Origin of the sequence: Pseudoalteromonas sp. S1650 (assembly GCF_005887195.1) — a bacterium.
Lineage (GTDB): Bacteria > Pseudomonadota > Gammaproteobacteria > Enterobacterales > Alteromonadaceae > Pseudoalteromonas > Pseudoalteromonas simplex.
The window spans coordinates 97,225-116,204 of record NZ_PNDF01000028.1 but is presented as its reverse complement, the minus strand read 5'-3'; the positions used below and the strand labels follow the sequence as shown (position 1 = coordinate 116,204).

Here is an 18,980-nt window from a genome sequence, read left to right as displayed (position 1 = left end):
GTAATGACCACCTGATGCAAGTACCTCAAATATCTCTGCGTTGATCATGGTATTTGCTGGCGTCATCCACATGCCTGCATCAGTTGTTGACTGCTCAAGCGCTACTAGAACGTCGCCATTGGTGCCAATTCGGCCAGTATGAATGTGTGCACCTGTCGCATCATCAACACCCATTGTGTTTACTAATAGCTCTAAGCCATAGTTATCCATGTTAATTAATGCATAACCTTCACCACTTGCATCAGATTCGACAGCAGGAACTTCTTGCTTACCGCTTAGTTTAAAGCTCGTAAAACCATAGTTACTGGTTAGGATTTGCCCACGAAGCTCGCCGCCAGCATTAGCAGGTGTATGAATATTGACATAATGACCGCCAGAAGCCAGCACTGCAAAAATATCCGCGTTGATTTGTGTGTTGCTTGGTGTCATCCAGACGTTACTGTCGTCCATCGATTGTTCAAGAGCCACTAATACATCGCCATTAGTCCCGATACGACCTGTATGAATATGCGCAGCACTTGCATCGTCTAAGCCTGATGTTACAACAGTAAGCTCTACGCTGTAGTCTGTTGTATCAACAAGGGCATAACCATCACCATCAGCCATGGTGCTGACCATAGGCACTTCTTGATTACCACTTAAGTCAAAGGTCGCAACTGCATAGTTGTCTGTTAAGATTTGGCCGCGAATTTCGCCACCGGCAAATTCAGGCGTATGAACATTAACATAGTGACCGCCGTCTAAAAGTACTGCCAGAGTGTCGCTGTCAATCATAGTATCTTCTGGTACAACCCAGTCAGTCATGACTTCGTCGTCTTGCTCTAAAGTTACGAATACGTCACCATTTGAGCCTAATTTACCCGTGTGGATATGAGCTGCTGTAGCGTCATCAACACCCATAGTCACCGCGCGAAGCCGTAATTCTGTCGTGGCGCTATCATAAGATGCATAGCCATAACCCATTGCGTCACTGTCGTTCATAGGCACTTGCTGATCGCCATTTAAAACAAACGTGATGATGCTGGTTGTGTCTGGCACAATTTGCGCACGAAGCTCGCCGTTTGCGTACTGTTCAGTATGAAGGTTTATATACCAATCGCCATCCATTAAATCAGCAATTAGACTTTCATCAAGGTCGGTAATTGCGACTTCATACATACCATCGGTAGTGGCTTCAAATGCAAAAGCAACATCACCATTAGCGCCCAAATCGCCGTCGTGTATATGTGCTGCGCTAAAACCTTCGACTGAGCTTGCATCAAGTGTTGCACGAAATTGCATTAAACTTTCGTCAAGCTCTACCGTTGCAGTCGCTGTTTGCATTGAGTCATTCATTGGTACTTCTTGTTTGCCACTTAAAGTTACAGAATAGGTTTTACTTGGAGTGAATTCTTGAACTGGGGGTGGGGTAACAACTTCGGTGTTATCGTCATCATCATCGCTACACGCGGTGAGAAAAAGTAAGCTGCTAGCCAGGAGTATGTATTTCATCGTTGTTCCTTATATCTTTGTATGTTCGGACGTTACGACGTGTCCACTTCAATAAGGCGTACGGGCGGTGTTTAAAAAAAGATCAAAAAAGGTTGTTTAAAAGTTAAAAAGTAGTTCTTTAGTGTTGGTTTATTTGAAGTGAGGATTCAAAAGTTAAAGTTTAATAACGCTAACTTTAGAGGATTTGACATATTTAGCCGTATAATGGCTTTTGGGTTCCAAATGGGTACGGATCGTGCATCTAGTTTGATCTTAAAAAGTTTATAGCTAAACGCCAAAAAATTAACGATAGGAAAACTATGCAGCTAACTTCGTACACATCTTCATTCCTAAAAGAGCCATTATTAGATCAGCAAAATAAAAATGAGCTAAACCCAGCAAGTGAAAGAGCAACAACCCTTCAAGGCTCTAAACAACAAGAAGCGGGCGTTGATTCTGATCCACAAGCAGAAGCTCAATCAAAGACATCACAAACACAACAAGAGCTAGTAGTAAAAATAAAGGAGTTACAAAATAAGATTAATAGTTTAAAAAGCAATAAAGACCTAGCTCCAGAACAACGAGAAAGTGAGTTACTAGAGCTTAATAAACAACTTGATGAAGAAATAAATGCAGTCCAGCTTGCCGTAAAAAGTAATGTTTCTACGATGATAAACTCATTGTTTGCTCCTACTTCTAGTAATCACTCTGGTATGCTGTTTAACAATAAAGCGTAAGTTTAAGGCAAAGCGCTTGTTCGCAGTTACTTTGCCAATTGCATATTTATAAGTCCGCTAAATTACATACTTTATAAGTCCGCTAAATTACATACTTTATAAGTGAGTAGATGAGAGTACATATAAAGGTAAATAGGAAGAACCATTTTATGTGAACTGTTATTGGTGACCCGCGTTTGGCTGTTCTGATCATAGTTACTGGGTAATCATACTCAACAAGTGTCTTGAAAAGCTCAGGATGTTCTAAGCTCCAGTCATTTAAAGGAATTGAATCACCATAGCGAGTTTTAAAAATAACAGAAAATAGATAGGCACGCCTAGGTTGTGGATCGTTAATATCGTAGCCGCTTTTGGTGCGTGTAAAATTCCATACGGCCTCAACATTAAGTAAATCTTCTCTTTTAAGTGTTCGTGCTTTTCTGTCATCGAATAAAAGTGCAGGCAGGTAAACCTCTTCTTTGTTTATTTTAATTTCGCACAAGGGAGATTCATGGATGAAATAACGCTTATTGGCAATAAACATCTGAATTAAAAAATAACTGAGATAAGTAATGACCACAGCGGCAATTGCACCTGCACCAGATTGTGTTTTCCAAACAAGGTGACATGCAATAATGAAAATAACGGCAGTAATTAATTTTGCCTTGAATTTCTGTGCTTTCGGTAAAGGCACTGCGCATCTTATGATAGGTATTTCAGGTTGCACTTTCGTTTTTATGAAAGTCTGAAAAAAGATTGAGTTAAAGTTATCACGGGTTAATTCAAAAGTAGGCGCTTCCATGTGTCCTCGATTACATATTTAGTATTAGGGGTAAAATAGCAAACGCAGTGCTTTATTACCAACTAAAGGGTTGGCTTTGTTGTGTTATTTAAAAATGGTTTATTTATCATAACGAGTAGCCAACAGGCTCAGGTCTTTCTTTTTGCCCTTTAGCATATTGAAGCCTAATTTTTAGTTATTAACTAACCAAGATTGATACGTGCAAGGATGGCTAGGCCACTACGATTAGAGTTTGCAGGTGCTTTGTATCATGTTACGTCGTGAGGGAATGAGCGCACACTCAGCTAGCTGAGTGTCTAGACAAGTCCCCCCTTTCAGCATTAAGCAACTTGTGTATTTTCTAGCTCATTTTAAAAAGGTAATGCATTTTCATTGCCTGTTCGTTCGTACTAAAATCAAAGCTGATGAAGCAAATAAAAGACAGAGGTTGTTATGGCACAAGTTGTTTTAGAAACTGAATCAACATTGACAGACCGTTTTCAAACTACGGTGCCTAGCCCTGTTCGTAAGGCGTTGCACTTAGGTAAAAAAGATAAAATTAAATACACGATTCAATCTGATGGCAGCGTTGTTATTTCGCGTGCAGCAGTGCAAGAAAGCGATCCTGTACTTGGCGAGTTTTTATCATTCATAGCGCGTGATATGCAGGCTCATCCTGAAAGAATAGAACCGTTATCAGCAATTATGCGAGAAAACGTTGATGTGTTGATTGAAGGTGTAGAAATCGATTTAGATGCTCCGTTATTGGATGAGGACGAGTAAGTTTGCAAAAAACGATACCAATGGTCGTATATGGTTAGACACTTTACACTCATCCATTGTTTAAAGAGCAATACATAAGCCTTAAAACACAAGTTGAGGCTCTTCGGAATAAAGATCCAAAGGGCTACCTTAAAAAAAATGCCACGAAACGATTAGCCGCTATTCAACGGTTAATCTTTGAACTCATACCGCATGATCCTACCAGCCCTGAGTTTCGCCAAGGAAGCACATTAGGTGATGATAACAAGCACTGGTTTCGAGCAAAGTTCTTCCAACAATACCGTTTGTTTTTTCGATATCATTTAGGGTCAAAAATCATCGTTTATGCATGGGTCAATGATGAAAATAATAAACGTGCATACGGTAGTAAAACCGATGCCTACAAAGTATTCGAAAAGATGTTAAATTCTGGTCATCCACCTGAGGGATGGGATGAACTTTTAAAAGCAGCTAAGGACGAGTTGCTCTTCCCATAATCAAGGCGCGTGTTTTTCCAGTTGTTGAAGTGTTGGGTTCTTTGTTTTTTCATCGCCTAATGCTCTGTATCTGAGCCATCCTCTCTTTTTCTTTCAACTGCAACACTAACCACCCCTCAAAAAAGTTAGAAATTTTTTCTTTATTCGCCTTTAACTAACTGCCCAAATCATAAGGGAAAATTTTTAGCTGTGTGCCACTTATGAAATTTCAGTATAAAAGTTATGCAAATATTGCCTATAACACTATTGCGAACTATTACCGTTTAGATTAATATGCTGACCATCAAGAGAAATGAGAGTGGTTTGCATTCATGTATATCTGTTTATGTCATGGTGTGACTGATAAAAAAATCGAACAAACAATTGATGATGGCGCTATGACGATGCGCGATTTATCAAAAGAGCTGCAAGTGGGTAGCCAGTGCGGCAAGTGTTGCGGTTGTTGTAAAAAAATTCTTAATCGCAAACTGATCGAAATTGCAGATATCACTGAGCAAGTAGCGTAGTTACTTGCTCTTAAGCATGCGTGCTTAACTATTTTTTCTTCGTTCAATTGTTCTAATTAATCCCCATACTTACGAGTTTTTATTTGCTTTTAACCCCTTCATTTATTAGGGTTATAACAAAGCAGATACGTGTATCACACGGTCATTGGTAGGAAGCCATGATAATAGACTCTTCAAAATCACTTTTTTGTGCAGTACTCATTTTAATCACCGCGGGCTGCGCGCAATTACCTTCACGAGAGTCCATTCAACCAAGCTATGCCATTGCAGCAGATACACCCAGTACCATAGGAGATGCAGTGGGTAATAATCATCCTGGGTTATCAGGGTTTTATCCTTTAGCAGATGGGGTCGATGCCTTTGTAGCTAGGTTGGCACTTATTGATTCTGCCGAGCACACCATTGATGTGCAGTACTATTTATATCACAGGCAACAAACTACCATTTTATTTACAGCCTTTTTATTAAAAGCCGCAGATAGAGGGGTAAGAATTCGCTTGTTGCTTGATGACTTATCGCAAGCCGACAGTGAGCTTGATTTAGCGGCACTGGCTGTACATCCAAATATTGAAGTTCGATTATTTAATCCATTTCCTAACCGTCGTTTTAGGGCGCTCGGCTTTATTACCAACTTTAGACAGCTTTCTAGGCGCATGCATAATAAGAGCTTTATAGTCGATAATCGTATTTTTATTACTGGTGGGCGAAACATTGGTAATGCGTACTTCTCGGCTGAAGATCATTCTGAGTTTATTGATTTAGATGTTATGAGTGTTGGTGAAATTGTTCCAAATGCATCTAAAGCATTTGATTTATATTGGAATCATCAATTGTCTTACCCAGTTGAAGATTTACACGGTAAACGTGATGAACAGTCACTCATAGATATCACTAAAACATTGTCGAGCTATGTTGAACAAAACCGACAGAGCAATTATGTTCAGCAGCTGCATGAAAGCGAGTTTGTTAAACGCTTGCTTGATGACGAAATTACATTTGACTGGCAAACCTCAGAGCTGTTTTTTGACCATCCTGATAAGGTTTTAAATGAAGTGCGTGAAAAGTCGTCAAATATGTCGCCACGTTTACTTCAAAGGCTGGGGCAACCAGAGCAAAGAGTTATTATTATTTCGCCTTACTTTATTCCCAAAGAGCAAGGCGTTAAGTTGCTAACATACTGGGTGCGGCAGGGCGTTAACGTTACTGTGCTAACAAATTCACTAGCCGCCACGGATGTCTCAGCTGTGCATGCAGGATATAAAAAGTACCGCAAAGATTTAATTTCTGGAGGGGTAAAACTTTGGGAATTAAAGCCAAGTGACTTGATGGCCGTTAAGCGCAAAGCAGGGCGTAAGGTTACTGGGTCATCACAAGCAAGCCTACACGCAAAAACCATGACCTTTGATGATGAAAAGATCTTTGTCGGTACCATGAACCTTGACCCTCGCTCACTTGATTTAAATACTGAAATGGGTGTATTGATCAACAGCTCTAAATTAAGCCGATCACTATCAAAGTGGGTTGATACTGATATGGCTGAGTATGCTTGGAAAGTTGATTTAAAGGATGATGATTTAGTTTGGCTCGACACAGTGAGTAATGAGCAATTTGATGAAGAGCCACAAACGTCTTCTTGGCGACGCTTTCAAGTGTGGTTTATTTCGTTATTCCCTATCGAGGATGAGCTATAAAGCATTCCTTCAGCATTTACATCTAAGCCCAACTTTTTAGTTGGGCTTTTTATTGTCAGCCTTTAGTTGTAAACCATTTTGGGATAAAAAATAGCGTTTGAGCTTACACGTGTAAACCCATTGTATTCAAGTGCTTAGCATGCAAAGAAAAAATAAATATAAAAAAATGTTAAAAAAACTGGTTGGACCAATTGATCTATTGCTTATTTTATGACGTAATGTAGGTATTACTATCTGGTCGGATGAGTTTATTATGAGCTTACGTACAAAATTAAAAAAAGTATTACCTAGTATTTCAATTACAGAACAAGAAGCGTTAGATGCGGGTGATGTTTGGTTAGAAGGTTCAATCTACCAAGGTAAACCTGATTTCGATGCACTTCGTGACGTGCCAGCAGCTAAGCTGAGCGCTGAAGAGCAAGCATTCTTAGATGGCCCAGTGAAAGAATTATTATCAATGATTGATGATTCTGAAATTCAAAATGGTGTTCATCTTCCTGACTACATTCTTGATTTCTTGAAAAAAGAGCGCTTTTTCTCGCTTATCATTCCTAAATCATTCGGCGGTTTAGAATTCAGCCCTTATGCAAACTCAACAATCGTTGCGACTATCGCGACTAAGAGTTCTGCGGTTGCGGTAACCGTGATGGTTCCTAATTCATTAGGCCCAGGTGAGCTATTACTCCACTTTGGTACTAAAGAGCAACAAGATCACTACTTACCACGTCTTGCAAATGGTCGCGACATTCCTTGTTTCGCACTAACTAGCCCAGAAGCGGGTTCAGATGCGGGTGGTATTCCAGATATCGGTGTTGTTAAACGTGGTCAGTTTAATGGCGAAGAAGTGCTAGGTTTAGAAATTACCTGGGACAAACGTTACATCACACTTGCGCCAATTGCGACAGTATTAGGTTTAGCATTTAAAGTAGTTGACCCTGATGGTTTACTCGGTGGCAAAGAAAACCTCGGTATTACCTGTGCGCTAATTCCTAAAGATCACCCTGGTGTTGAACTTGGTAATCGTCATGATCCTATGGGTATCCGTTTTTACAACGGTACGACTCGCGGTGAAAAAGTATTTGTACCAATGGACTTCATCATTGGTGGTCAAAAGAACATCGGCCGTGGCTGGCAAATGCTGGTTAGCTGTTTAGGTGCAGGCCGTGGTATCTCGTTACCAGCACTAGGTGTTAGCTCATCACAAGTGGCATTCAAAGGTGCTTCTGAGTACGCAGCAGTACGTGAGCAGTTTGGTCTGGCGATTGGTCAATTCGAAGGTATTCAAGAGAAGCTTGCTGATATTGCAGGTAAAACTTATCTTCAAGAAGCAATGCGTGTATTAACAACAGAAGGTTTAGGCATGGGCTTAAAACCATCTGTCGTCACTGCGATTGCGAAATACCACATGACAGAAATTGGTCGTAACGTGCTTGATTCAGCAATGGATATTCAAGCAGGTAAAGCAATTCAAAATGGCCCGCAAAATACATTAGCAAGTGGATATGTTGCACAACCAATCGCAATCACGGTTGAAGGTGCAAACATTCTTACTCGTAACCTAATGATTTTTGGCCAAGGTGTAATGCGTTGTCACCCTTACCTTCAATCTATGGTTGAGTCTATCCATAGCGAAGACAAAAATGCAGATAAAGAATTCAACAGCATCTTACGTAAAACAGTAGGTTACAGCGTAGCTAACAGCTTACGTGCTTTCCGTTTAGGTGTATTACCGTTTACTGCCGGTGCTAAATCGTCACTACCCGAAGTACGTGAATACGAAAAAGCAGCGCATAAATTATCTGCAAAACTAGCAGTTTACGCTGACTTCTCGTTATTGGTACTGGGCGGCAAACTTAAGCAAGCAGAAATGCTATCTGCACGTTTAGGCGACGTAATGAGCTTCTTGTATGCGGCGATGGCATCAATTAAATATTACGAGCAAAAAGTAGCAAGCAGTGAACGTGAGCAAGCTGCGCCTTACTTCCACTATGCGACTCGCTTTGCACTACAAAGCGCTGAAGAAGCATTGCATAAGTTCTTAGATAACTTCCCTGCAAGTGGTACTCGTAAGTTTATGCGTTTCATTACGATGAACTACTCATTGAAAATGCCTAAGATCAGCGATGATTTAATCCGTGAACTTGCCACTCAAGCGCAAATGGATACGGCATTTAAAGCGCAAATCACTCACTTGGTTAATCCAATTGAAGGTGATGGTCATTACATCAATGAGCAAGCGTACAAAGCGAAAATGGCGTGCCTTGATTTACTTGCAAAAGTTAAAAAAGCACTGCGTGCTAAAACTATTAAGCCGGGTGTTCGTTTTGCAGAAACGCTTGATAATGCACTTGTTGCAAGTGTTATCAACGAAGAAGAGTATGCAAAACTGATTGATTACAACAAGAAACGTGAAAAAGCGATTCGTGTTGATGAGTTCGACTTTGACATGAACTTACTGGATGACAATGCAAAGCCAGTAAACCCACTTAAAAGTGTGGTAAACGAGTAATTCAACAATGCAAGTCCTGAGCAGTATTAGGACTTTATCTTCGAAAACCCGTGCTTAGCACGGGTTTTTTATTGCTTATAGGTCGTTGTACCAATAGCCAATATCACCTACCATTGCCATCGGTTTATATAAATTACAGAGCGTTATGGATCTTAGGCAATTTGTTACTTCTCACTTTTCAAACATTACAGAGCTACAGCAAGCGGCATCAGTATGGAGTGAATGCGGTGAGATTATTCGTTGCCAAATAGATGGTGCGGCTAGGGTAATTAAAGCGATTGAAGTGCCAAGTCAGATCAATCATAGTCGTATAAAACAAAGTGATTTTGCGCTTGCCAGAAAGCGGCAATCTTACTTAGTCGAATTTAATTGGTATCGGCATTACGCTAAGCAATTGCCACATGAAGCTGCGGCTATTCATTGTATTGAGGCAATCCAAGAGGGCAGTAAGCAAGCGCTGTTATTTAGTGATTTCAGTGCACTTGGCTACCAGCAAGCAAGTGCTACACACCGCGACATTGAAGCAATTATAAACTGGCTTGCACACTTTCATGCTTTTCATTTAGCAAGCTCTGCCGATGGCCTTTGGCCGCGAGGTAGTTATTGGCATTTAGCAACACGGCCCGATGAGCTAAAGCGTATGAGCGATTTAAGCTTAAAAGCGCAGGCACACGCTATTGATACTGCGTTGAATGAGTCACCTTACCAAACATTAATTCATGGTGATGCTAAGCTTGCCAATTTTGCTATTGTGCCACAAAACCAGCATGTTCTTGGCTATGATTTTCAATATGTTGGCAAAGGTGTTGGGGTGATTGATGTCATGTATTTTTTAGGCAGTTGCTTAGATGATACTGCATTAAAATCAGTTGCAGATGACTATTTAAATCGCTATTTTGACACCCTCACACAGGGACTAAAACGTTATCAGCCGAGTGTCAATCCAGCGCATGTCGTTAGCAGTTGGCGAGCGCTTTGGTGTTACGCATGGAGCGATTTTTATCGTTTTTTAGCCGGTTGGAGCCCAGAACATGCAAAAATAAACGGCTACATGCAGCAGCAATTTGTAACGTACTTAAAAATAAAGGATTAGCAATGAATAAGCCAATGCGATTTGCCATTATCGGCTGTGGTGCTGTAACCGAAGTGAAAAGCGGCCCTGCTTATCAACACGCAGAAGGTATTGCGCTTATTGGGATAACACGCCGCGACTTAGAAAAAGCCCATGATTATGCTAAACGCCACAATGTTGCAAAGGTGTTCGCATCGCCGAGCGAACTCATTAACGATAACAGTGTTGATGCCGTGTATATTGCCACGCCGCCAGATAGCCATAAAGCGTTTGCTCTTGATGTTGCTGCGGCAGGTAAACCGTGTTGTATCGAAAAGCCACTGGCGCCAAGTTATCAAGATAGCCTTGACATTGTTACAGCATTTAAAGAGGCTAAACAGCCGCTATTTGTCGCTTATTATCGCCGTTCATTACCACGCTTTAATCACGTTAAACAATTACTTGAGCAAGGTGCCATTGGTAAGCCTCGTCATGTAAGTTGGCATTTAAGTAAAGCACCTAACGCCCTTGATTTATCGGGTGAATACAACTGGCGCACAGATCAAAACGTGGCTCGAGGAGGTTACTTTGACGATTTAGCCAGCCATGGTCTTGATTTACTTGCTTACCTTTTAGGTGATTTTAATAAGGTGCATGGTTTATGTGCTAATCAACAAGGCTTATATTCAGCATTCGATGCTATTACCGCGCACTGGCAGCATCAATCGGGTGTTACAGGCACTGGGAGCTGGAACTTTGCTTCATCTAATCGTTTTGATGATGTGATGATTTTTGGCAGTGAAGGCGAGCTTAGCTTTAGTGTTTTTGACGAAAAACCGATTTTGCTTAACAACGCGCAGGGCAAACAAGAGTTCGTAATTGATAACCCTACACATATTCAACAATATCATGTTGAAAACATGGCGAACTATTTTCATGCTCAGCAACCACACCCATCAACTGGTGAAAGCGCACTTCATACAAGTTGGGTTATGGAGAAAATACTATCGGGTTGAAGAAGTTATACAGGTATGTTTGCTTTTTATTGAATAAAATTAAGTCATTTAAAAGAATTAATGCAAATGTTGTGCATTTTTTGCAGTAGAGCTCATTAATTTACGCTAAAATAGGCGTAATTTATTTCATTTAGGTTCTACTTATGTCTATCCATGTAATTACTCATCCGTTAGTTCAACACAAACTTGGCCTTATGCGCGCAGAAGGTATTAGTACTAAAAGTTTCCGTGAGCTAGCGTCTGAAGTAGGTACCTTGCTTACTTACGAAGCAACAAAAAACCTACCATTAGAAAGCGTACAAATCACTGGATGGGATGGTTCAACATTAGATGTAGAGCATATCAAAGGTAAAAAAATTACTGTTGTGCCTATTCTTCGTGCCGGCCTTGGTATGATGGATGGTGTAATGCAGTTATTACCTGCGGCAAAAGTAAGTGTTGTTGGTCTTCAGCGTAACGAAGAAACACTTGAGCCAGTACCTTACTTTGAAAAACTAGTGGGTAAAATTGATGAGCGCTTAAGCCTCGTTATTGACCCAATGCTGGCAACTGGTGGTTCAATGATCGCAACTATCGATATGCTTAAAAAAGCTGGCTGTAAAGATATTAAAGTGATTGTATTAGTAGCAGCGCCAGAAGGCGTAGAAAAAACCCTTGCAGCGCACCCTGATGTTGAAATTTTCACAGCATCATTAGATAGCCACTTAAACGAAAAAGGATACATCATTCCAGGCTTAGGAGATGCCGGTGACAAGATTTTTGGCACAGTGTAAGGCGCTCACGTGGAAAATCATCAAACATTTTCGTTAAAAACCATTCTAACTGGCGCGCAAATGCTGTTTGTTGCATTTGGCGCCTTGGTACTTGTGCCGCTACTGACAGGCCTTGATCCTAATGTGGCTTTATTTACCGCAGGTTTAGGAACCTTGTTGTTTCATGTGGTTACCAAAGGCCAAGTTCCTATCTTTTTAGCATCGTCTTTTGCTTTCATCGCACCTATTATCGCCTCGGTACAAATGTGGGGCATTCCCGCAACTATGGGCGGTTTGATGGTGGCAGGCTTTTGTTATGTTGCGCTTAGCTTAATTGTAAAATTTAAAGGCGTGAATGCACTGCACAAGGTGTTACCGCCTGTGGTTGTTGGCCCTGTGATCATGGTGATTGGTTTAGCATTAGCCCCCGTCGCTGTGAATATGGCAATGGGTAAAACAGGGGATGGCAGTGCACAATTAGTTCCTTATGATCAAGCAATTTGGGTGTCTGGTTTATCATTACTGGTTACGCTGATTTTTGCGGTATGGGGCAAAGGTGTATTTAAACTTATTCCTATTCTTGCTGGTGTGGTAGCAGGTTACCTTGCTTCGTTATTTATAGGTATTGTTGAATTTAATGCGGTCACTGAAGCAAACTGGCTAGCAGTGCCTGCATTTACTTACCCTGAGTTTAAGTGGCAAGCTATTTTGTTTATGGTGCCAGTAGCCATTGCACCAGCAATTGAACATATTGGCGACATGATGGCTATTAGCCAAGTAACAGGTAAAGACTATTTAAAGAAACCAGGTTTACACCGCACTTTACTAGGTGATGGCTTAGCAACCTCTGCGGCATCAATTTTTGGTGGTCCACCGAATACAACGTACTCTGAAGTAACGGGGGCGGTAATGCTTACGCGTAACTTCAACCCTCGCGTGATGCTTTGGACCGCTATCATCGCTATTGTGCTCGCGTTTGTGGCAAAAATGGGCGCGGGTTTACAAACGATTCCGGTACCTGTGATGGGCGGCATCATGATTTTACTATTTGGCTCTATCGCCGTTGTTGGTTTAAATACCTTAGTTAAATCAGGTGAAGATCTTACCGCGCCTCGCAACTTGACTATCATCGCACTGATTTTAGTGTTTGGTATTGGTGGCATGCATATCGGTGGTGATGAGTTTAGTTTGCAAGGTGTGAGCTTATGCGCAATTTTGGGGATTATCTTAAATGCTGTTCTCCCCAAAGCAGTGCAACAAGCTGATTAGAACTTAAAAACTGCTTTAATATTGCACCAAAAAAGCGCATTAAATATGCGCTTTTTTTGTAACTAACTAAAATTTAAGGAATTATAAAACTGGTCTACTAACTGCATTTATCTCTATGTCATACTGGTAGGAGCGATTATGCAAGAGGCAAATGTTGTGGATATTACCCCGTTTTTAGCGAAGCATCAGTTACCACTCAAGTATCAATACTTAAGTGAGCAGTTTTTTATACCCCTCGCGCACGATATCTTAAGCGCAAAAATGACCGGCCAACCTATGCTGGTGGTGATTAACGGCTGCCAAGGCTCAGGTAAAACGACCCTCGCTGATTTCTTAGTGACCTGGGTTAATAGCAATACCGAATTTAATAGCGTGTCATTATCAATCGATGACTTTTATTTAAGTCGTACTGCACGCAATGAGCTTGCTAAAGATGTTCATCCTTTGTTTGCGAGTCGTGGTGTACCGGGTACGCATAATACCCAATTAATGGAACAAACCTTATCAGCTTTGTTGGCAGGTAAAGTGGATGTGCCATTACCTCAATTTGATAAACTAACTGATGATCCGGTACCAAAAGAGCAGTGGTCTAGTAATCAAAAGCCGATTGATATCGTGTTTTTTGAAGGCTGGTGTGTAGCCAGTACACCTCAGCAGCCTTATCAACTGCAAACTCCGGTAAATGAATTAGAGCAACTAGAAGATGCCGACGGCATTTGGCGTCGCTGCGTAAATAGTTGCTTAGCGAATGAATATCAAAATGTATTCGCAATGGCCGATTACACCATTATGTTAAAAGCGCCTTCATTTGAAGATGTGTATGCGTGGCGCTTAGAGCAAGAGCATAAACTAATTGCCAAGAAAGGCCAAGGGCAGGGCACGTTTGACGAAGTGAGTTTAAAGCGTTTTATCTCTCATTTTGAACGTATTACGCGGGAAAACTTAGCCACGCTTGCGCACAGCGTTGATGCGTTACTATTGCTCGATACTGAGCGTGATATCACCAAGATGGAACTTCTCGCAGACCAGATTGCTCAACCACTTATTTTTACTGACTTAGACGGCACATTGCTCGACCACGATAGTTACGAATGTGAGGTGATCAAACCATTTTTGGCAAAGTTGAATGATACCGGTGTCAATGTGATTTTTAACACCAGCAAAACCTTTGCTGAAGTCACTGATATTCAAAAAGGTTTGGATCATCACCAGCCCTTTATTGTGGAAAATGGTGCGGCTGTTTATATCCCGAAAGACTATTTCAAAGTAAAGCCGATTGGCTGTGATGAATATAAAGGTTATTGGCGCTTTGCCATGACGCAAAGTACCGATAAATTGCATGACGATCTTAAACAATATGCCTGCCAATTTAGTCATTGTGTACGTTTGTTTAGCCAATTTAGTGCGCAAGAAATAGCCGAGTTAACAGGACTCCCCGTCGATAAAAGTGAATTGGCTTTACAAAGACAGTACTCAGATCCGGTTTGTTTTTCGGGCAGCGATGAAGAAAAGCAAAGTTTTATAGATGCAATGAGCCAAGCAGGCTACGAAGTGCTTGTTGGCGGGCGTTTTATCCATTTAACCAAAGGTAACAATAAAGGACTTGCACAAAAGTGGCTGTTAAATCAGTTCAAAAAAGCCTATCGCAATCCATTTACTGTGATAGCGCTTGGCGACAGTCAAAATGATGTAGCCATGCTAAAAGCGGCTGACACCGCTATTTTAATCAATAACCCTGGCAGCCAAGTACAATCACAAATATTACAAAAAGCATGGCAGCTCAGCGAAAAGCCCGCCCCTGCAGGTTGGGTTCAAGAAGTTTCTGCGTTAACTATCATCAAAGCGCGTTTTGCAGCAAAACAGGAGCAATCTCATGGCTGATTTTTATCAAAATGGCATTATCACGACCTTACACAATATTGCTGACCGCCCAGTAGAAGAACTAGAAAAAGAGTTGTTGGGCTTTTCAAAACAACGCCCAATGGGCCTGATTTTGCCTTCGCTTTACAGTGAGTTAGAAGGACCCGCTCTGCAAAATATTATTGCTGAGCTGAAACATGTGCCATACTTATCGCAAATTACCATTGGTCTAGATCGCGCTGATGAAAGCCAATATCGCCATGCACTGCAGTTTTTTGCGGAGCTTGATCAGCCTCATAAGGTACTTTGGAATGATGGCCCGCGTTTACAAGCTCTTGATAAAGAACTACAAAAATTGGGCGTTGCGCCACGAGAGCTAGGTAAAGGTCGCAATGTTTGGTATTGCATGGGCTATAAGTTGGCAACCTCAAAAGTAGAGTCAATTGCACTGCATGACTGCGATATTTTGACTTACGACAGAGCGCTATTAGCACGTTTAATTTACCCCGTTGCTCATCCTCGCTTTAACTATGAATTTTGTAAAGGGTTTTATCCGCGCACCGCTGAGGGCAAAATTAATGGTCGCGTGTCACGATTGCTGGTAACGCCGTTATTGCGTTCATTTAAAACCATTTTAGGCAGCAACGATTACTTAGAATATATGGATTCTTTTCGTTACCCGTTAGCGGGTGAGTTTTCATTCCGTCGCGATGTACTTAACGATATTCGTATTCCAAGTGACTGGGGCTTAGAAATTGGCGTGTTATCAGAGATGTATCGCAATTACTCGCATAACCGTTTATGTCAGGTCGATATTGCTGATAACTATGATCACAAACACCAAGACTTATCGCTAGAAAACCAAGCGGCGGGCTTGTCGAAAATGTCGATTGATATCACCAAAGCTTTATTCAGAAAGCTCGCTACCCAAGGCGTTACCTTTACGACAGAAACGATTCGTTCATTAAAGGCAACCTATTACCGAATTGCACTCGATTTTATTGAAACCTATCACAACGATGCGTTAATGAATGGCTTAACACTTGATATTCACCACGAAGAAAAAGCCGTTGAAATGTTTGCTCAAAATATTATGAATGCGGGTCAGCACTTTTTAGAAAATCCAATGGAAGCACCCTTTGTGCCGAGTTGGAACCGAGTAGCTTCGGCAATGCCGGAGGTGTTTGCTCGCTTAGAAGAAGCCGTAGAGCTTGATAACAAAGAATATATTTAACGGGGAAGGCACGTGACTTTAGAGCTTTTGCAACAAAGGGTTATTCAGCATTTAACCTGCATCTACAGCGAGGTTGAGCTATCAACAACGCTTGAACAACTCGCAGACAGACTAATTAGTACCATGTTAGGTGATGATCCTGTTCGAGACCCAACGCCGCATAAAAACCGTTGGGATGAGCAAGATATGATTTTAATCGCCTATGGTGATTCGATTATTCGTCATGCTAATACGGATGAAGCCGTTGCCAAGCCCGAAGAACCACCTTTGCAATCGTTACATCGCTTTGTAAAAAACCAATGCTTACCTGAACTTAATGCGCTGCACATCTTGCCGTTTTACCCATATAGCTCAGATGAAGGCTTCGCGGTAATGAATTATGTGCAAGTGAATGAAGCGTTAGGTAGTTGGCAACATATCCGTGATATTTCAGCGGATGTTAGGTTGATGGCAGATTTGGTGATCAACCATTGCTCTAGCCGCAGCGTTTGGTTTGAAAACTTTATTCAGGGTAAAGTGCCGGGAAAAGGGTATTTTAAAACGGCAAGCCCAAGTGACGACCTTGTACAAGTTGTTCGCCCGCGAACATCGCCCCTTTTACAAGCGGTTGAAACAAAAGATGGTTTGCAGCATGTGTGGTGTACCTTTAGTCACGACCAAGTTGACTTTGATTTTGCTAACCCAGATGTGCTCAATGAATTTGTCAGCATTATTCGTCATTATTTAGATAATGGTGTGCGTATATTTCGCCTTGATGCGGTGGCTTTTTTATGGAAAAAACTCAATACCCGCTGCATTAACTTACCTGAAACTCACGAAGTGATTAGGCTGCTTCGCACCCTTATTGAGCACTTTGAGCCTAATGTGATTATTATTACAGAAACTAATATCCCGAACCGCGAAAACCTATCGTACTTTGGTAATGCCAACGAAGCGCACTGTATTTACAACTTTTCATTGCCACCGCTGTTATTACACACTTTACTTAGTGGTGACAGCACCGCATTAAAGCACTGGATGATGAGTATGCCACCTCCTCAAGAAGGGACGGCATACTTTAACTTTATAGCTTCACACGATGGTATTGGCTTGCGCCCCGTTGAAGGCTTGTTGGAGCAAAGTGAAATTGCCGAAATGGTAAATACGACTGCGAAATATGGCGGTAAAGTCTCATTACGTACCGCCCCAGATGGCACTAATACCCCTTATGAGTTAAATATTGCCTTATTTGATGCATTGCAAGGTACCCATAAAGGCCCAGATAAATGGGGTGTTACACGATTTTTATGTGCGCATGCCATTATGTTTGCGCTTGAAGGTATTCCAGGTTTGTATATTCATAGCCTACTCGGTACTACCAATGATTATGAACGCTTTGAAAATAGCCAACATAACCGAGCGATTAATCGTCACCGCTGGCAAGAGTCAGATTTACTGGCCAAGTTAAGTAACGAAAATGCCCATCATCGTAATGTGTTTAAAGCGATGAAAAGCCTAATGGCTATTCGAAAGGCGCAAAGTGCATTTCACCCCAATGCGACGCAATATACGTTACATTTAAGCGAAGGGCTCTTTGGTTTTTGGCGACAAAGCATCAATCGTTCGCAAAGTATGTTTTGTGTTTATAACATTAGTGACGAGCCGCAAACGCTTACGCTTGCCGACTTAAATTTGATTGGTACCGAGCAATGGCGAGATTTAATTAGCGGTGAGCAAATTACCGAGCAGACAAAAACAATGTCGCTAACGCCATATCAAGCTGTATGGCTCAGTAATAAGTAATGTAAACGCCCTTTACAGTGCGCTTTTGGTTGCTTCTAACAGAAGTGATTCAACACTGAAGGGAAGGGGGTTTTCATTTGATTTACTGAAAACGCGAAAGTTAATTGCTAAGTTATCACTGTGAATTTGTTCAACAAGCTTGAGTGTTTGTTCGTTATGTTGGCTGAAAATAGCCACTTCATGATGCATAGGTGCGGTTTCGTGTTTATTCAATAAATCATAAATATTTACCAAAGCAAACGCCCCCAACGTAACATGGCCGCCGATAGTGACGTCTATCTTCTCTGCTACGGCTCTGAGCGGCCAATTTATTGCGCCAACTAATACATCTTTGCGTTTGTTTAACTCATCAAGCGCAGTAATTGCTCCTAATGCCATAGCATCGTTGGCAGCCCAGACAATATTCATGTTTGATTGATGGCTAAAGTAGCCAAGACTATGGCGATACGCTTGTGTTGCTGACCAGTTGGCAACCGTTTTTGCGGTGATATTAGCATTCTCATGCGTTTGAACACTTTGCTCTAAACCTTCTTCTCTATCAAGTGCTGCATGGGTGGTGTAATCGCCATTTATAGCGAGAAAATTGGCCGCGTACTGAGCTTTTTCAATCAGTTTATCTGCGAGTAATTGCCCTGCTTGTTTGTTGTCGGGTTCCACACTACCTGCGATTTTAATGCCATGATCAATCAAACGTTTTAGTTCTAATTCTGATGGGCGGTTAAGTAGAAAATAAATAGGTGTAGAGGTGCTATTTAAGCTTAAAAGTTGTTGGGTGAGCACGCTTTTTTCGTCAACTAAAATCAGCATATCAGGCTTTGCTTTAATCGCCTTAGCTACTAATGACTTCATTTCAATATGATTTCGATTGGCATAATGAATCGTTAAATCGAGATCAAAGTCTTTGGCAGCATCACGCATCAACTGAGACACTTCAAACCAAAATGGGCCTGTGACATTCGTATTTTCATAGCCAGGGTTTATAAAAATAATACTTTGTTTGGCAAAAACACTTGGTAAGTAAAATAGCAAGATAATGAAAAATACTGTTCTTAGCATAATCTGATTAGGTTAAAAGGTTGGTATG

15 protein-coding genes and 1 pseudogene are annotated in these 18,980 nt (G+C 41.3%); 13 read left to right on the top strand and 3 right to left on the bottom strand.

Annotation, left to right across the window (positions count from 1 at the left end; genetic code table 11):
- Positions 1 to 1,491, bottom strand: a 1,491-nt coding sequence (locus CWB80_RS10610; RefSeq protein ID WP_138686280.1) for a CHRD domain-containing protein, incomplete at its 3' end; no start/stop codon positions are given.
- Between the two features lie 299 nt (positions 1,492 to 1,790).
- On the opposite strand from CWB80_RS10610, the gene CWB80_RS10605 reads away from it, so the two are divergent.
- Positions 1,791 to 2,207: a hypothetical protein gene (locus tag CWB80_RS10605; RefSeq protein ID WP_138599421.1), complete on the top strand. Its 417-nt coding sequence runs from the start codon at positions 1,791 to 1,793 to the stop codon at positions 2,205 to 2,207.
- An 82-nt stretch (positions 2,208 to 2,289) separates the two neighbouring features.
- Here the strand turns inward: CWB80_RS10605 and CWB80_RS10600 are convergent, their stop codons facing one another.
- On the bottom strand, positions 2,290 to 2,988 hold the full coding sequence (locus CWB80_RS10600) for a hypothetical protein (RefSeq protein ID WP_054554583.1): 699 nt from the start codon (positions 2,986 to 2,988) through the stop codon (positions 2,290 to 2,292).
- A gap of 432 nt (positions 2,989 to 3,420) precedes the next feature.
- Here CWB80_RS10600 and CWB80_RS10595 point away from each other — a divergent pair, with 432 nt between their 5' ends.
- The 12 genes and pseudogenes from CWB80_RS10595 to CWB80_RS10540 all read left to right on the top strand — a co-directional run bounded on the left by CWB80_RS10595 (position 3,421) and on the right by CWB80_RS10540 (position 17,896).
- A complete protein-coding gene (locus tag CWB80_RS10595; RefSeq protein WP_138599422.1) occupies positions 3,421 to 3,750 on the top strand; it encodes a type II toxin-antitoxin system PrlF family antitoxin in 330 nt (109 codons plus the stop codon).
- Positions 3,751 to 3,770: 20 nt separating this feature from the next.
- Positions 3,771 to 4,226 (top strand): annotated as a pseudogene (locus tag CWB80_RS10590) (type II toxin-antitoxin system YhaV family toxin).
- Between the two features lie 311 nt (positions 4,227 to 4,537).
- The gene (locus tag CWB80_RS10585; protein ID WP_054554573.1) at positions 4,538 to 4,732 is read left to right on the top strand and encodes a (2Fe-2S)-binding protein; all 195 of its coding nucleotides are present in this window, start codon (positions 4,538 to 4,540) and stop codon (positions 4,730 to 4,732) included.
- A 158-nt stretch (positions 4,733 to 4,890) separates the two neighbouring features.
- Positions 4,891 to 6,423, top strand: coding sequence for a phospholipase D family protein (locus CWB80_RS10580; RefSeq protein WP_138599423.1), 1,533 nt, complete (start codon positions 4,891 to 4,893; stop codon positions 6,421 to 6,423).
- A gap of 253 nt (positions 6,424 to 6,676) precedes the next feature.
- Positions 6,677 to 8,932: an acyl-CoA dehydrogenase gene (locus CWB80_RS10575; RefSeq protein ID WP_138599424.1), complete on the top strand. Its 2,256-nt coding sequence runs from the start codon at positions 6,677 to 6,679 to the stop codon at positions 8,930 to 8,932.
- 145 nt (positions 8,933 to 9,077) lie between these two features.
- Entirely contained in the window at positions 9,078 to 10,025 is a 948-nt protein-coding gene (locus CWB80_RS10570; RefSeq protein WP_138599425.1) for an aminoglycoside phosphotransferase family protein, read from the top strand.
- A gap of 2 nt (positions 10,026 to 10,027) precedes the next feature.
- Complete coding sequence (locus tag CWB80_RS10565; protein WP_138599426.1) at positions 10,028 to 10,999, top strand: Gfo/Idh/MocA family protein; 972 nt, start codon at positions 10,028 to 10,030, stop codon at positions 10,997 to 10,999.
- Between the two features lie 143 nt (positions 11,000 to 11,142).
- Positions 11,143 to 11,772, top strand: coding sequence for a uracil phosphoribosyltransferase (upp, locus tag CWB80_RS10560; protein ID WP_054554568.1), 630 nt, complete (start codon positions 11,143 to 11,145; stop codon positions 11,770 to 11,772).
- Positions 11,773 to 11,781: 9 nt separating this feature from the next.
- Positions 11,782 to 13,020: a uracil-xanthine permease family protein gene (locus tag CWB80_RS10555; RefSeq protein WP_138599427.1), complete on the top strand. Its 1,239-nt coding sequence runs from the start codon at positions 11,782 to 11,784 to the stop codon at positions 13,018 to 13,020.
- Positions 13,021 to 13,158: 138 nt separating this feature from the next.
- On the top strand, positions 13,159 to 14,901 hold the full coding sequence (locus tag CWB80_RS10550; RefSeq protein WP_138599428.1) for an HAD-IIB family hydrolase: 1,743 nt from the start codon (positions 13,159 to 13,161) through the stop codon (positions 14,899 to 14,901).
- On the top strand, positions 14,894 to 16,114 hold the full coding sequence (locus CWB80_RS10545) for a glycosyltransferase family protein (RefSeq protein WP_054562434.1): 1,221 nt from the start codon (positions 14,894 to 14,896) through the stop codon (positions 16,112 to 16,114). The genes CWB80_RS10550 and CWB80_RS10545 overlap by 8 nt, the downstream gene beginning before the upstream one ends.
- 12 nt (positions 16,115 to 16,126) lie before the next feature.
- Positions 16,127 to 17,896 carry a sugar phosphorylase gene (locus CWB80_RS10540; protein ID WP_138599429.1) on the top strand — a complete coding sequence of 590 codons (1,770 nt, stop codon included), beginning with the start codon at positions 16,127 to 16,129 and terminating at the stop codon, positions 17,894 to 17,896.
- Between the two features lie 12 nt (positions 17,897 to 17,908).
- Here CWB80_RS10540 and CWB80_RS10535 read toward each other — a convergent pair whose 3' ends face one another.
- Positions 17,909 to 18,952 carry an ABC transporter substrate-binding protein gene (locus tag CWB80_RS10535; protein WP_138599430.1) on the bottom strand — a complete coding sequence of 348 codons (1,044 nt, stop codon included), beginning with the start codon at positions 18,950 to 18,952 and terminating at the stop codon, positions 17,909 to 17,911.
- Positions 18,953 to 18,980 lie beyond the last annotated feature (28 nt).